The sequence below is a fragment of the Pseudomonas sp. Pso3 genome, assembly GCF_055393275.1.
On sequence record NZ_AP043687.1, the window covers coordinates 2,972,414 to 2,987,386 of the forward strand.

A 14,973-nucleotide genomic window follows, 5' to 3' on the forward strand; every position below is an offset into this window, starting at 1 on the left:
GAGCCTAAGGCCTAACGCCACGTCCCGCCAGCATCCCCGGTGCGCATGTCCGCCCGCCAGAACCCGTACGCGGGCCGCCGGTCAGTACAAGGCAGGATGTAACAGGACATAACAGATGCGCACCCGTACCGGACTCACTCTCCTGGCCCGCGGCGGCTATGCCGCCCGCGGTCTCGTCTATCTCATCATCGGCGTGCTGGCGCTGCTGGCTGCACGCGGCTCCGGCCAACCAGCGGACAGCCACGACAGCCTGGAAGCCCTGCTCGCCCAGCCCTTCGGCCACTTCCTGGTCGGCCTGGTGGTGGTCGGCCTGGTCGCCTTCGCGGCCTGGCGCATCCTCCAGGCCATCCGCGATGTGGATGACCATGGCAGCAAGCCCAAGGGCCTGGTGATCCGCACCGGCCTGCTGGTGGGTGGCATCACCTATGGCGCCCTGGCCTTCTTCGCCCTCGGCCTGCTGGTCAGTGGTCTGCGCCAGGGCGGTGGCTCGGGTGGGGAAACCAACGACCTACTGCAGACGCTCCTCGGTTGGCGCTATTCCAACCTGCTGGTGTACGTCGCTGCGCTGATTCCGCTGGGCGTGGGCCTTGCCCATTTCGTGAAGGGCTGGAAGGCCAGCTTCGAGCGTTATCTCGAAGCCAGTCCGGAGCAGCTGCGATTGATCCGGCCCATCGGCCGCTTCGGGCTGATCGCCCGGGGCGTGGCCTTCGTCGAGATCGCCGTCCTGCTGGTGGTCAGCGGCTCGCGCTACCAGGCGCTGCATCCGCCGGGCATGAAGGACGCCCTGAACGGCCTGCAGAATCTGCCCTTTGGCGGACTGGTGCTGTCCGTGGTCGGCCTCGGCCTGATCGCCTTCGCCTGCTACAGCTTCGCGGAAGCCTGGTGGCGGCGCATCGAGATGGACCTGCCGGACGTGGGTGGCTCGCTGCGCCAGGTATTGCCGCGTTAGACCAGCGCCAGCCGCTCGCGCATGGCGCGCCAGTGGCTGCCTTCCCAGAACAGCTTGTCGCAGTGCGGACAGTGCAGAAAATGCCGGTGGCGTTCCCGCACGCGCGGAGGCAGGCGATCGGCGACCTCCGCCAGGCTGACCGCCTGCAGACTCGAGTTGCAGGCCAGACAGCGCGAAAAGGGCAACGCCCAGGGACGCAGACCCAGGCGCTGGTAGAGCTCCTGCAGCTGCGCCTCCGGACGCAGGGCATGCACATAGCAGCCATGCAGCACCTGCCGTCGCTTGAGCAATTCACGATCCCGGGTGAGCAGGATACGTTCCTCGCGCCGGGCGAGATCGGCCAGGGCCGGATCGGCATAGGCGTTGTCGTACAGGGTATCGAAGCCCGCCATGCGCAGACGCCGCGCCAACGCACCGAGGTGTGCATCGGCGACGAAGCGCGGACGCCCTGCCCCTGGATGACCAGGCGCGGATTCGCCTGAGCTCTCGGCCTGCGCCGGATGAACGATGACCTCATCGCCGTCGTCCAGTCGCTGCGTCAGCGCAGCCGCCTCGCCGTTGATCAGCAGCAGACCCACCTCGGTATGGGGCACACCGAGGGCTTCGATCTGATGCTTGACGCTCGCCACCGCGGCGCATTCGACCCGGATCACCCGGCCGCGACGGGTCGGGGCCAGAAAGCGTTCGAGGGCGCCGTGGAAGCGAAAGCTGGCCTGGGTCATGGCCTCACTATGCCAGCGGCCGACCCGGGCCTGGGAGGGTTCCGATGGATGACCGCGCTAGGCCTCCACCAGACTCCACTGCTTGTTCAATCGCTTGTCCGACACCGGCATCCGCGTGCCCAGCTGCTGGGCCCAGAGGGATACGCGGTATTCCTCCAGCATCCAGCGATAGAGCTCCAGATTGGCGTCGCGCTTGCCCTCCTGGCCATGCTTGGCGGCGCGGGCGCGATACTGCTCCCAGAGCCCGGCCAGCTCCCCGCTCCAGACGCGATCGCGCTGCACCTGGCTGCCGAGCTTGTCGAAGCGCTGCTCGATGGCCTTCAGATAGCGCGGATACTCCTTGAGCCATTCCAGCGGCGTATCCCGGACGAAACCGGGATAGACCAGGCTGGCCAGTTGCGCCTTGATGTCGTTCAAGGCGACCGCCTGGGCCAGGTCGATGCGACCCTTGAATTTCTTCTGCAGGCCATGCCAGAGCTTGAGGATTTCCAGGGTCAGGCGCGCGATCCGTTCGGCCTGCTCGGTCCAGCCGCCCTTGCGCCGCTCGGCCAGTGAAGCCAGGCCGGCGCCATCGCGGGGCAGCTCGGCGTCGTCGGCGAGGATGGCGGCGTCCAGACTGGCCAGCAGGATGTCTTCCACCAGCGCCTCTGGCCGACCCAGTTCGCGGTGCAGCAGGCCCAGTTCGGTGAGGCCGGGCAACTTGCCGCGCAGGAACTTGGCCTGCTCCGCCAGTTGCTGCAGCAGCAGTCGCTGCAGGGCGCGGCGATGCTGGTAGCGCGCTTCGGCCTGGGTGGCGAAGCGGCCTTCGCGCACCGTGCCCTGCTCGTCCACCAGCGCCGGATAGACCGTCATGGAAAGGCCGGCCACCTGCTGCTGGGTCTTGGCCGCCACCTCGGCGAAGGCCTTGGCCTCCACCGGGCGCTGCTCCTGGCGTTTCTGCGTCGGCAGGGCCAGAGCCGCCTGGCTCTCCTGGGCGAAGCGCGCCGTCACCTCGGCCAGGTCGCGGCCTTCGCCCAGCGGCTTGCCCTGGGCATCGACCACCTCGAGATTCATGCGCAGGTGCGGATCCAGGCCGGCTTCGGCCTCCGGCCAGGCCTCGTCGGGGATACGGGCGCCGGTCATGCGCTGCAATTCGCGCCCCAGGGCCTCGTGCAGCGAGCCCTCGCCGAAGGGGATCTTGTCCAACGCCGCGCGAACGAAATCCGGCACCGGCACGAAGTTCTTGCGCAGCGCCTTGGGCAGGTTGCGCACCAGGGCCACGCAGCGATCGTAGAGCAATCCCGGCACCAGCCAGTCGAGGCGCTGCGGCGGCAGCTGCGGCAACAGCGGCGCCGGCACCCGCAGGGTGACGCCATCGCGCGGATGGGTCGGGTCGAATTCGTAGGACAGCGGCAGAATCAGCTCGCCCAGGCGCAGGGTGTCCGGATACTGGGCAGCGGTCACCTCGCTGGCTTCGCGGGCGAGGACGTCTTCCTCGCGCATGATCAGCAGATCGGGCTGCCTGGCGCTCTCGCGGCGGTACCAGCTGTCGAAGGTGGCGGTCTGGTAGACGTCCGCCGGCAGACGCGCAGCATAGTAGTCGAACAGCGTTTCCTCATCGGCGAGGATGTCGCGGCGGCGGGCCTTGGCTTCCAGTTCGTCCAGCCGCTCCAGCAGCGCCCGGTTGGCGGCCAGGCACTTGGCGCGGCTGTTGATCTCGCCGCGCACCAGGCCTTCGCGGATGAACAGCTCGCGGGCGGCAGGCGGATCTATGGGGCCGAAGTGCACCGGGCGGCGGCCGACCACGATCAGGCCATAGAGCGTGACCTGCTCATAGGCCACCACCTGGCCGCGCTTCTTCTCCCAGTGGGGCTCCAGGTGCGTCTTCTTGACCAGGTGGCCCGCCACCGGCTCGATCCAGTCCGGTTCGATCTTGGCCACCATACGGGCGAACAGCTTGGTGGTCTCCACCAGCTCCGCGGCCATGATCCAGTTGGGTTTCTTGCGGCCGATGACGCTGCCGGGATGGATCCAGAAGCGCCGCTGGCGCGCGCCCAGGTAGTCGCCGTCCTCGCTCTTCTGGCCGATCTGGCTGAGCAGGCCGGCGAGAATGGCCTTGTGCAGCGCCGCATAGCCGCGGGCGCGTACCGCCGCCTCGCTGGCTTCGGCCTGTTGCTGGGCCTTGGCGTTGACGTGCTTGTCGGTGGTCGGCGCAGGTCGGTTGCCGACTTCCGCCGGTGCCGGCGCCGGACTGTCGGCCTTGCGCGCCTGGAGCCCCAGTTCGCGGCACAGCAGGGTCAGCTGGCGATGGGCATCGCGCCACTCGCGCAGCCGCAGGTAGTTGAGGAAGTGCTTGCGGCACCAGCTGCGCAGGGCGTTGGAGCCCAGCGCCTGGCGCTGCTCTTCGAAGCCGTGCCAGAGATTGACCAGGGCGGCGAAGTCGGAATCCGGGTCCTTCCACTGGGCATGGGCCTGATCGGCCTGGGTCTGGCGGTCCGCCGGGCGCTCGCGCGGGTCCTGCACCGACAGGGCGCTGGTGACGATCAGCACCTCGGCGAGGCTGCCCTGCTCGGTCGCTTCGAGCAGCATGCGGCCCAGGCGCGGATCGACGGGCAGGCGCGCCAGTTGCCGCCCCAGGGGCAGCAGGCGCCCCTCGACGTCCACCGCCGAGAGTTCCTGCAACAGGGTGAAGCCGTCCTTGATCGCCTTGCCATCCGGCGGCTCGATGAAGGGGAAGTCCTCGATGCGACCCAGGCGCAGATGCAGCATCTGCAGGATCACCGCCGCCAGGTTGGTGCGCAGGATCTCCGGATCGGTAAAGGTCGGTCGACCGAGGAAATCCTCTTCGCTGTAGAGGCGGATGCAGATGCCCGGCTCGACCCGGCCGCAGCGGCCCTTGCGCTGGTTGGCGCTGGCCTGGGAGATGGCTTCGATGGGCAGGCGCTGGACCTTGGCTCTATAGCTGTAGCGACTGATGCGCGCGGTGCCGCTGTCGATCACGTAGCGGATGCCCGGCACGGTCAGCGAGGTCTCGGCGACGTTGGTGGCCAGCACGATCTTGCGCCCCGGACGCGGCTGGAAGATCTTCTGCTGCTCGGCCGGCGTCAGGCGCGCATAGAGCGGCAGCACCTCGGTGAATTTCAGCTGGGCCTTGCGCAGGACCTCGGCGCAGTCGCGGATCTCGCGCTCGCCGGGCAGGAACACCAGCACATCGCCCGGACGCTGACCGACGCTGCGCTCATGGGCCTCGATCTCGTCCAGTGCCTGGAGGATGCCCTGGTCCACCGAGAGATCGTCCACCAGGCGCTCGCCGTCTTCGTCCACCTCGGCGCTGAGCGGGCGATACCAGGTCTCCACCGGATAGGTCCGCCCGGACACCTCGACGATGGGCGCGCCGTCGAAGTGCCGGGAGAAGCGCTCCAGGTCGATGGTGGCCGAGGTGATGATCAGCTTGAGATCGGGGCGACGCGGCAGCAGGGTCTTGAGAAAGCCCAGCAGGAAGTCGATGTTGAGACTGCGCTCGTGGGCCTCGTCGACGATGATGGTGTCGTAGCGTTCGAGAAAGCGGTCGTGCTGGGTCTCGGCCAGCAGGATGCCGTCGGTCATCAGCTTGATCAGGGTGGCATCGGTGCTCTGATCCTCGAACCGCACCTGATAGCCGACCAGTTCGCCCAGCGGCGAACCCAGTTCCTCCGCCACCCGGGCACCCACGCTGCGCGCCGCCAGCCGGCGCGGCTGGGTGTGGCCGATCAGCCCCTGCACACCCCTGCCCAATTCCAGACAGATCTTGGGCAGCTGGGTGGTCTTGCCCGAACCGGTCTCACCCGCGATCACCACCACCTGGTGGCCGGCGATGGCGCGCTTGATCTCCTCGCGCTTGGCGGCGATCGGCAGGGCGTCGTCGTAACGGATGGTCGGCACGCTGGCACGCCGCGCCTCGACCTTGGCGCAGGACGCCTGGAAACGCTCCAGCCACTGGGCTTCGCGGGCCGGATCAGGCTGTTTCTGCAGGGCCTGGAGCTGGCGCCTCAGGCGATGGCGATCGGCGTTGAAGGCCTGATCCAGGTTGGCGGCGAGACGGGCAACGGAGGGGGTATCGGTCATGAAACTCTTTCGACGGCGGTCGCTTGGACCGGTAAGTGTAAAAGAGTTGGGGGGTGCGGCGGGGCTTTACAAGAACGGCGGGCGGAAAACCGCTGCGCGGCCGGACGGCGCGCAGCGGCGGAACGGACTCAGCGCTTGGCCTGGACGCTGGCCACGTTCAGCTTGGCCGGCGGCGTGCGCAGGGCCATGTCCAAAGACTGCAGGGCCTTCCAGGCGTCCTGTTGCAAATCGGCGGGGTCGGCGTGATCGAACTTGATCTTTTCGCCGGCGGCCGGCAGCGGCGGACGGGTGCCGTAGATCAGGGCATAGAAGACCGAGGCGGTCAGGTAGGTACCGGTAAAGGACGGGTGGCTGCCGTCGGGCAGGAACAGACCCGGTTGCGGCTGATCGGCCAGGGCCTTCTGCCAGGCCTGGCCCACCGGGGCCAGCAGCGCGCCGGTTTCCTTGGCCAGGGAGGTGTAGACGCTGTCCAGCTGCGCCTGCATGGTCGAGTTGTTCTGCCGGGCCCAGGTCAGGTAGAGGATCGGCTGGGCACCGTCCTTGCGCGCCAGGTCGGCGATCAGGCGCACGTACTGACGAGTCAGGTCCGGATTTTTCACCGGCATCATGCTGTGGTCCTGGATCACCACGTAGTCGTAGTTGGCCTTGGCCAGCTCGTCCTGCACGTCGTGGCGCTTCCAGTGTTCCTCGAGGCTGGCGCCGCTGAAGGTCACATGCTTGACGTCCAGCGGGCGCGACTGACCGGCGTCGACGGACATTTGACGGACCATCGCCGGCAGATCGTTGACGAAGGTGTAGCTGTTGCCCACGAACAGGACGCGGATGGGTTCACCGGCCTGGACCTGACCGAGCACGCTGGAGCCCAACAGGAAGAGGCCCAGCACGGCCTGGCGTACGCTAATTCGCATGGTGTGTCCTCAAGGAAAGAGGTCGGAGAGGTGACGGCAAAATGCCGCCTGCGGTTTATACCCGAACCTCTTGCGAAAACCATGCTTGGAAACCAGCGGCACCGCTACCAGTCGACGAGAGGTAGCGGCGCGGGGGACATAGTGAAGTCCTGTTACGCCTTCTTGAGTTCGGCGTCACGCAGTTCGCGACGCAGGATCTTGCCGACGTTGGTGGTCGGCAGGCTGTCGCGGAATTCCACCAGCTTGGGTCGCTTGTAGCCGGTGACGTTGTCGTGCATGTGCTTGAGCACCTGCTCGGTGGTGAGGGACGCACCGGGCTTGGGCACCACGAACACCTTGATCTTCTCCCCCGCCACCTCGTCGGGGATACCGATGGCGGCGCACTGCAGCACCCCGGGCAACTGGGAGAGTACCTCTTCCAGCTCGTTGGGATAGACGTTGAAGCCGGACACCAGGATCATGTCCTTCTTGCGATCGACGATCCGCAGATAGCCATCCGGCTCGATCACGGCGATGTCGCCGGTGCGCAGCCAGCCTTCGGCGTCCAGCACCTCGGCGGTGGCCTCGGGACGCAGCCAGTAGCCCTTCATGACCTGGGGGCCCTTGACGCACAGTTCGCCAGGGGTATCGAAGCTCTGGGCCACGCCATCGGCATCCACCACCTTGCAGTCGGTGCCTGGCACCGGCACGCCGATGGTGCCCAGCCGGCGCCGCTCCAGCGGATTGAAGCTCACCACCGGACTGGTCTCGGTCATGCCATAGCCTTCGCAGATGCCGCAGCCGGTCACCTCTTCCCAGCGCAGAGCCACGGATTGCTGCAGCGCCATGCCACCGGAAAAGGTCACCTTGAGCTGGGAGAAATCCAGCTGGCGGAAATCCTCGTTGTTGCACAGGGCGGCGAACAGGGTGTTGAGGCCGACGAAGCCGTTGAAGCGCCACTGCCGCAGTTCCTTGACCAGCGCCGGCAGGTCGCGCGGATTGGTGATCAGGACGTTGTGGTTGCCCTGGATCAGCATGGCCATGCAGTGAATGGTGAAGGCATAGATGTGATAGAGCGGCAGCGGCGCGATCATCACTTGGGCACCGCCGCCCAGGTACTTGGTCATCAGCACCTGGCACTGCAGCATGTTGGCCACCAGATTGCGGTGGGTCAGCATGGCGCCCTTGGCGATGCCAGTGGTGCCGCCGGTGTACTGCAGCACGGCGACGTCCTCGGCCGCCGGGTCGGCGTCGACGAAATCGACGTGCTCGCCCTTGGTCATGGCATCGACGAAGCGGATGGAATGGGGAATGCGATAGGCCGGCACCATCTTCTTGACGTGGCGGACCACGGCGTTGACCAGCAGGCGCTTGAAGGTCGGCAGCAGGTCGCCGACCTCGGTGATGATGACGTGCCGGATGTCGGTCTGCGGCAGCACCTGTTCGGCCAGGTGCGCCATGTTGGCCAGGCAGACCAGCGCCCGGGCGCCGGAATCCTTGAACTGGTGCTGCATCTCGCGGGCGGTGTACAGCGGGTTGGTGTTGACCACCACCAAGCCGGCACGCATGGCGCCAAAGACCACCACCGGATACTGCAGCACATTGGGCATCTGCACGGCGATGCGATCGCCGGGTTGCAGGTCGGTATGTTTTTGCAGGTAGGCGGCGAACTGACCGGACAGCTCATAGAGTTCGCGGTAGCTCAGGGTACGACCCAGGTTGCTGAACGCCGGGCGCTCGGCGTAGGTCTGGCAGGCCTCGCGGAATACCGCCAGGACGTTGCGATAACGGTCCAGGTCTATGTCTGTCTGGATGCCCTCGGGATATTTGTCACTCCAGAAATTCGGCATCATGCAGCCCGCTCCCGCTCTATGGTTATTGTTCGTTGGAGTGCCGTGATCAGCGCTGAACCGGCCCTGCGAGCCTAGCAGCTTTGCCCTGCCCGCAACAGCATCAATATCCGCCCTGAACGTCACCTAATGACCAGATGGTCACTTATGGTCACCTTCTCTCGGGGCTTTTCCGGGCGTCGATTAGCCTCGGGCGGCGAGCCTGGGTAGAATGCCCGGCTTCGCGGCGTCCGCCGCCTTGTCACAGCTGCCGGAGCGCGTCATGAGCCTGACCGAAAACATCCCTTATGAAGCCCTCGAGATCGGCCAGAAGGTGACCGTGACCCGCACCATCGAGCAGCGCGATGTGCTGCTGTTCGCCGCCCTCTCCGGGGACTGCAACCCGCTGCACCTGGACGCCGAATTCGCCGCCAAGACGCTGTTTCGCGAGCCCATCGCCCACGGCATGCTCAGTGGCGCCCTGATCAGCGCCGCGGTGGCCTGCAACCTGCCGGGCCCGGGCACCCTCTATGTCGACCAGACCATGACCTTCGAAAAGCCGGTCAAGCTGGGCGATACCCTGACGGTGGAAATCGAGGTGCTGGAAAAGCTGCCGAAGTTTCGCGTGAACCTGGCCACCCGGGTGTTCAACCAGCACGGTGACAAGGTCGTCGACGGGGTCGCCAAGGTGGTCGCCCCGCGCAAGCCGGTGCAGGTGCAGCAGGTCGAACTGCCCCCCGTCACCGTCGGCTGAGTCGCCCTCCCCGCCTCAACTCAGATCGGCCAGGCCTCGCTGCAGCGGGGCCTGCAGACTGAAGTCGCTGAACGCCACCTCCATGCCACCTCGCTCCGGGGTGCCACAGACCGGGCCGACCCGGTACTCGGCGGCGACGGGCAGGCTGGCCAGGCGCAGCAGCGGCCAGCGCTGACCGTCGAGCGAGGCCTGGACCCGCAGGGTGCCCTGGGTCAGGGTAATCCTCAGCCACAGCTCTTCGCGCTCGCCCAGCGGTGCGCCCACGGCCAGATCCGAGCGTCCCAGGGTCAGGACGCTGAGCAATTGCGGGGTATCATCGAAGTAGCCGATGCCGGCCCGCAGCCAGTGCTGCTCGTCGATCCGCACCATCAAGCCGGCATGGTCGCCCTGGTTCTTGCAGCGCGCCGCCACCCGCAGCTGGGCGGTGAAGCCGCTGGTGACCCGGGCGCCGAAGAAGTGGCCGCTGTGGCGCTCGCCGCCGTCGTGGGTGTGGCTCCAGAAGTCACTGTGGCGATCGGTGATGACCCGCAGCCGCTCGGGCTCGGCCAGCCAGGTTTCAGGCTCGTTGATCCAGTGGCAGATGTCGAACATGGGGCTCTCCTCGCGTGCTCGCGCTTGGAGTCCCGCCTGCCCCGCAAGTTCGTCTAGACCCCACCTTTGAGGATGGCGGCGGCGATCTGGTTGAGGCCGATCTCCTGCTCCACCGCGCCGAGCTTCATGGCTTCCTTGGGCATGCCGTAGACCACGCAGCTGTCTTCGTCCTGGCCGAGGGTACGGCCACCGACGTCGCGCAACTCCTTGAGGCCACGGGCGCCGTCGTCGCCCATGCCGGTCATGATGATCCCCAGGGCATTGCTGCCGGCGGCCCGCGCCACCGAGCGGAACAGCACGTCCACCGAGGGGCGATGACGACTGACCGGCGGGCCGTCGACCACGTCCACCTGGTACTGGGCACCGCTGCGCTTGAGCAGCATGTGGCGACCACCCGGCGCGATCAGCACCCGTCCCGGCAGGACCCGATCGCCATGCCGCGCTTCGCGCACCTCCAGCTCGCAGAGGCGATCCAGGCGCTCGGCGAAGGCGGCGGTGAAGCGCTCGGGCATGTGCTGGACCACCACGATGCCGGGGCAGACCCGCGGCAGCGAGGTCAGCACCGCTTCCAGGGCCTGGGTGCCGCCGGTGGATGTACCCAGGGCGACGATGCGCTCGGTAGTGCGCGCCATGGCCGGGCTGCCGCCGGACGGTAGGATGGCGTCGGCGCTGAGCTTGGGCGTCGGCACCACCGGCACGCCACGCGGCGCCAGGCGCTTGAGATTGGCCCGAGCGGCGGCCTTGACCGCGCTGGTGAGGTCGTCCGAGGCGTCCTTGAGGAATTGCTTGAGGTTGGCCTGGGGCTTGGTGACGATGCTGACCGCCCCGGCGGCCATGGCCTGCAGGGTGGTGGCGGCGCCCTTCTCGGTCAGGGTCGAGCAGATCACCACCGGGGTCGGGCGCTCGGCCATGATCTTCTTGAGAAAGGTGATGCCGTCCATGCGCGGCATCTCCACGTCCAGCACGATGACGTCGGGCCACTGCTTGCGCATCTTGTCCTGGGCGAACACCGGGTCGGCGGCGACCCCCAGCACCTCGATGGCCGGATCCTCCGCGAGACTCTGGGCGAGCACCTGCCGCACCACGGCGGAGTCGTCGACGATAAGGACCTTGATCTTGTTCATGGAGTAAGTCTCGTAAGCGGCGGAACATAGGGTAGCTCCACCTGTTGCATGAGCACCCGGCCGTCGACGAGGTCCAGGGACAGTTTGCGATGGCCGGCGCCGCGGACATGGGTCCGCACCGAATGGATACCGGCCTGGGCCAGCTGCGCCAGCGCCGCCTCGACATTGACGTCGCCAATGTTGCGGACGCGCCCGCGCAGAAGCTGGGGAAACATGTTGCCACCCCCGTAGAGGTGCACCTGGTAGCCGGAGAGATCACCGCCGTGGCGGGCGATCGCCCCCAGCATCAATTGCAGGGATTCGTCGACATAGTGGCCGTCGGCGGGTGCGCCGGGAGCGGCGCGCTGACGCGTGGGCAGCAGCGCATGGGTCATGCCGCCGAGGCGTCGCTGCGGGTGCCAGAAGACAAAGGACACGCAGGAGCCCAGAATGGTCCGGATCCGCAAATCGCCCTGGCCGAAATACCAGTCGCCAGGACGCAAGAACAGTTCCGGCGCGGCTGCCATGGCTAGAGCGGACGTTGATAGATGGAAGGACTGACCATTTTCAGGGCGTCGGTCACCCCGTTGAGGCTCTCGGAATGGCTGACGAAGAAGTAGCCACCGGGTCGCAGGTGGCGAACCAGACGGGCCACCACCTGGCGCTTGGTGGGCACGTCGAAGTAGATCATCACGTTGCGTAGAAAGATGATGTCGAAGGTGCCCAGCTCCGGCAGCGAGTTGTTCAAATTGATCTGGCGAAAGGCGATCCGCGCGGTCAGCCGCGGATCCACCAGAAAGGTGCCGTCGTTCTCGCCCACGCCCTTGAAGCAATAGCGCCGCAACAGCGCCGGCGGGATGTTCTCGGCTTCGGCGAGCGGATACTGGGCGTTGCGCGCCTTGGCCAGCACCCGGGTGCTGAGGTCGGAGGCGACGATTTCCCAGGGGCGCTCGCCCAGCCCTTCGGCCAGGGTCATGGCCAGGGTATAGGGCTCCTCCCCCGAGGAGCAGGCGCCGCTCCACAGTCGCAGCGGCTGGCGTCTGTCCCAGTTCGGCAGCACCTGCTCGCGCAGGAAGTCGAAGTGCTTGGGCTCGCGGAAGAAGTAGGTCTCGTTGGTGGTCAAGAGATCGACCGCCATCTGGCATTCCGCCTGGTCACGCTGGATCAGCTGGAAATAGGCGTCATAGCTGGGCGTACCGCGCTGGCGCACGCGCTTGGCCAGGCGACCGCTCACCAGCGGGCGCTTGGCATCGGACATGCTGATGCCGGCGACCCGGAAGATGAAGCTGCGAAACTGACGGAATTCGCTGTCGGTCAGCGCGGGGAGTTCCATGGCCGGCGACTCAGGCAGCCGTCATGGCGGCGAGCTGGGCGAGATCGTCTGCGCCCAGGACCCGATCCATGTCGAGCAGGATGACGAAACCGGCACCCTGCTTGGCCATGCCGAGGATGAAGTCGGTGCGGATCGAGGCGCCGAAGCGCGGCGCCGGCTCGATGCCGTCGGCGGCGATCTCCAGCACCTCGCAGACCGCGTCCACCACGATGCCGAACACCTGGGGGCCACCGTCGACCTGGATTTCCAGCACCACGATGCAGCTGCGGCGGGAGGTCTCGGTCACCTCGTTGCGAAAACGCACGCCGAGGTCCATGACCGGCACGGCGGCGCCGCGCAGGTTGATGACGCCACGGATCGCCGGCGGCAGCATGGGCACCGTGGTGACCGCGCCGTACTCGATGATCTCCCGCACGCAACTGGTGTTCACGCCGTAGAGATCACCGGCAAGCTGAAAGGTCAGAAACTGGCGCAATAGCATCAGGCTTGCTCCTCGAAACGGGCGAAACCGGCCGGCACGCTGCCACGGGCCGCACGCCGGGGTGAGTCGATCAGGGCAGAGGTGCGCTCGGCCAGGCTCGGACCCGAGCGCTTGGCGCCCGGACGGGCGACCTGCTGGGCCACCGGCGAACCGCTCAGGGTGAAGAATTCCATCATCTGCTGGAGCTGCTCGGCCTGGCCGCTCATCTCTTCCGCGGTGGCGGCCAGCTCTTCGGACGCCGAGGCGTTCTGCTGGGTGATCTGGCTCAGCTGCAGCATGGCGCCATTGATCTGCTCGACCCCGGCGCTCTGCTCTTCGGAGGCCGCGGTGATTTCCTGCACCAGGTCGGAGGTCTTGTTGATGGAAGGCACCATCTCGCTCAGCAGGGACCCGGCGCGTTCGGCCAGGGCGACGCTGCTCTTGGCCACGGTGCCGATCTCCTGGGCGGCGACCTGACTGCGTTCGGCCAGCTTGCGCACCTCGGCGGCCACTACGGCGAAGCCCTTGCCATGCTCGCCGGCACGGGCGGCCTCGATGGCGGCGTTGAGCGCCAGCAGGTTGGTCTGGTAGGCGATGTCGTCGACGATGCCGATCTTGTCGGCGATGGTCTTCATGGCCACCAGGGTCTCGCGCACGGCCTGGCCGCCCTCGTCCGCTTCCCGCGCGGCCTTGCCGGCCATGCCGTCGGTGACCTTGGCGTTCTCGGTGTTCTGGGCGATGGAGGCCGACATCTCCTCGATGCTGGCGCTGGTTTCCTCGACGGAGGCGGCCTGCTCGGTGCTGGCCTGGCTCATGCTCTGGGCGGTGGCCGAAACCTCTTCGGAGGCGCTGGCCAGGCCATCGGCCGAGCTGCGCACGTCACTGATGATCTGCGCCAGGGTGGTGGTCATGGTGCGCACCGAGGCCAGCATGCTGGTGGTATCGCCCTCGCGGGTCGCCACCTCGACGCTCAGGTCGCCGCGGGCGACGCGCTGCACCACCTCGGCGGCATAGGCGGGTTCACCACCCAGCTGCCGGATCAGGCTGCGGGTGATCAGGTAGCCGAGCAGGATGGAGATCAGGACTGCCACCGTACCTATCACGATCATCAGATTGCGGGCATCTACATAGGCGTCGGTCGCCGCTTCACCAGCTTCCTGCATGCGCTGGGCCTGCAGGTCGTTCAGGGCGCCAAGGGCGGCCACCAGCTCGTTGTTGTTGGGGGCGAAGACGTTCAGCAGATAGTCACGAGCCTGGCCGCGGTCGGTGTCCAGCAGGCGAAAGAATTCGCCGTACTTGTCCTGCAGGCGCTGACGGGCATCCACGGCAGCGGCCAGCTTCTGCTTGCCTTCGTCGCTGGTGATCTTCTTCTGCAGATCGGCAAGGATCTCGCCGTTGCCCGAACGGACCTTGGCGATGTCTTCCTTGGTCTTGGCCAGGGCACGCTCATCGTCCAGCAGCAGCAGGTTGCGCATCAGGCGGCCGCTGTCCAGGGTGTTGCGCACCAGGGTGTTGGCCTGGACGGTCATGGGGAAACGGAATTTCGACATGTTGTCGGCCGAGTCCTTCATGGTGCCCATGTTGAGCAGGGCGACGCCCATGACCAGCAGCAGCATCAGGATGGCGGTCCCGAAACCGATCGCCAGCTTGGTCGAGACGCGAAGAGTGTTCAGCATGGTGGAAGCGCCTCCGGCGCCGGTTACGACTGTTTCGTTTTAGAGGCGCCGGTTACCGTCGCCCATGCAATGCGGAATCTCTCAGCTGGCAGCCTGGGCCAGGCTCGCCAGTTCCTGCACATCCAGGACCTGGGCCACGTCGAGCAGGGTCAGAAAGCCGTCCTCGGACTTGACCATGCCGGCGATGAAGTGCGGCGCCAGGCGACTGCCAAAGGCCGGCGCCGGACGGATGTCCGCCGCGGCAATTTCCAGCACCTCGCTCACCGCATCCACCACCACGCCCAGCACCTGGGTGTCTTCGTCGGCGCACACTTCCAGGATGACGATGCAGGTCCGCGGGCCGACCCGGGTCGGTCGCCCGCCGAAGCGGGCTTCCAGATCGACCACCGGGACCACGGCGCCGCGCAGGTTGATCACCCCGCGAATGCAGGCCGGCATCAGCGGGACCTGGGTCAGCTGGCCGAACTCGATGATCTCGCGCACCGCGAGGGTATCCACCGCATAGGTTTCCCCATCGACCACGAAGGTCAGGTGCTGATGGCCGAGGTGTTCGTGGGCGATGTCGCCAAGGGTCAGGGCTGTCATG

At 66.9% G+C, this 14,973-nt stretch carries 13 protein-coding genes; 2 read left to right on the forward strand and 11 right to left on the reverse strand.

From position 1 onward, the window contains the following. The first annotated feature begins 115 nt into the window (after positions 1 to 115). Positions 116 to 949, forward strand: coding sequence for a DUF1206 domain-containing protein (locus ACZ5R1_RS14005; protein ID WP_044341338.1), 834 nt, complete (start codon positions 116 to 118; stop codon positions 947 to 949). On the opposite strand, the gene ACZ5R1_RS14010 is transcribed toward ACZ5R1_RS14005, so the two are convergent. From ACZ5R1_RS14010 to ACZ5R1_RS14025, 4 genes are all read right to left on the reverse strand, one after another. Beyond that, positions 946 to 1,671, reverse strand: coding sequence for a Mut7-C RNAse domain-containing protein (locus ACZ5R1_RS14010; protein ID WP_007162141.1), 726 nt, complete (start codon positions 1,669 to 1,671; stop codon positions 946 to 948). The genes ACZ5R1_RS14005 and ACZ5R1_RS14010 overlap by 4 nt on opposite strands. 57 nt (positions 1,672 to 1,728) lie before the next feature. Next, positions 1,729 to 5,754, reverse strand: a complete 4,026-nt coding sequence (gene hrpA, locus ACZ5R1_RS14015) for an ATP-dependent RNA helicase HrpA (RefSeq protein WP_108581961.1) — start codon at positions 5,752 to 5,754, stop codon at positions 1,729 to 1,731. Between the two features lie 128 nt (positions 5,755 to 5,882). Then, positions 5,883 to 6,662 (reverse strand): SGNH/GDSL hydrolase family protein, encoded by a 780-nt coding sequence (locus ACZ5R1_RS14020; RefSeq protein ID WP_464712415.1) that lies wholly within the window; start codon positions 6,660 to 6,662, stop codon positions 5,883 to 5,885. A 152-nt stretch (positions 6,663 to 6,814) separates the two neighbouring features. Beyond that, on the reverse strand, positions 6,815 to 8,494 hold the full coding sequence (locus ACZ5R1_RS14025) for a long-chain fatty acid--CoA ligase (RefSeq protein ID WP_115946811.1): 1,680 nt from the start codon (positions 8,492 to 8,494) through the stop codon (positions 6,815 to 6,817). Positions 8,495 to 8,753: 259 nt separating this feature from the next. On the opposite strand from ACZ5R1_RS14025, the gene ACZ5R1_RS14030 reads away from it, so the two are divergent. Then, entirely contained in the window at positions 8,754 to 9,224 is a 471-nt protein-coding gene (locus ACZ5R1_RS14030) for a MaoC family dehydratase (RefSeq protein WP_007162137.1), read from the forward strand. A 15-nt stretch (positions 9,225 to 9,239) separates the two neighbouring features. Here ACZ5R1_RS14030 and ACZ5R1_RS14035 read toward each other — a convergent pair whose 3' ends face one another. The 7 genes from ACZ5R1_RS14035 to ACZ5R1_RS14065 form a co-directional block, all read right to left on the reverse strand. Next, the gene (locus tag ACZ5R1_RS14035; protein ID WP_464712416.1) at positions 9,240 to 9,815 is read right to left on the reverse strand and encodes a DUF1349 domain-containing protein; all 576 of its coding nucleotides are present in this window, start codon (positions 9,813 to 9,815) and stop codon (positions 9,240 to 9,242) included. A gap of 53 nt (positions 9,816 to 9,868) precedes the next feature. Further along, entirely contained in the window at positions 9,869 to 10,939 is a 1,071-nt protein-coding gene (locus ACZ5R1_RS14040; RefSeq protein ID WP_027597648.1) for a protein-glutamate methylesterase/protein-glutamine glutaminase, read from the reverse strand. Further along, positions 10,936 to 11,421: a chemotaxis protein CheD gene (locus ACZ5R1_RS14045; RefSeq protein ID WP_262378336.1), complete on the reverse strand. Its 486-nt coding sequence runs from the start codon at positions 11,419 to 11,421 to the stop codon at positions 10,936 to 10,938. Before ACZ5R1_RS14045 ends, ACZ5R1_RS14040 begins: the two co-directional genes overlap by 4 nt. A 26-nt stretch (positions 11,422 to 11,447) precedes the next feature. Next, the gene (locus ACZ5R1_RS14050) at positions 11,448 to 12,251 is read right to left on the reverse strand and encodes a CheR family methyltransferase (protein WP_027597646.1); all 804 of its coding nucleotides are present in this window, start codon (positions 12,249 to 12,251) and stop codon (positions 11,448 to 11,450) included. 10 nt (positions 12,252 to 12,261) lie between these two features. Next, the gene (locus tag ACZ5R1_RS14055; RefSeq protein ID WP_027601273.1) at positions 12,262 to 12,732 is read right to left on the reverse strand and encodes a chemotaxis protein CheW; all 471 of its coding nucleotides are present in this window, start codon (positions 12,730 to 12,732) and stop codon (positions 12,262 to 12,264) included. Then, complete coding sequence (locus ACZ5R1_RS14060; RefSeq protein ID WP_464712417.1) at positions 12,732 to 14,387, reverse strand: methyl-accepting chemotaxis protein; 1,656 nt, start codon at positions 14,385 to 14,387, stop codon at positions 12,732 to 12,734. Before ACZ5R1_RS14060 ends, ACZ5R1_RS14055 begins: the two co-directional genes overlap by 1 nt. 81 nt (positions 14,388 to 14,468) lie before the next feature. Beyond that, on the reverse strand, positions 14,469 to 14,972 hold the full coding sequence (locus ACZ5R1_RS14065) for a chemotaxis protein CheW (protein WP_027597644.1): 504 nt from the start codon (positions 14,970 to 14,972) through the stop codon (positions 14,469 to 14,471). Between the last annotated feature and the right edge of the window lies 1 nt (position 14,973).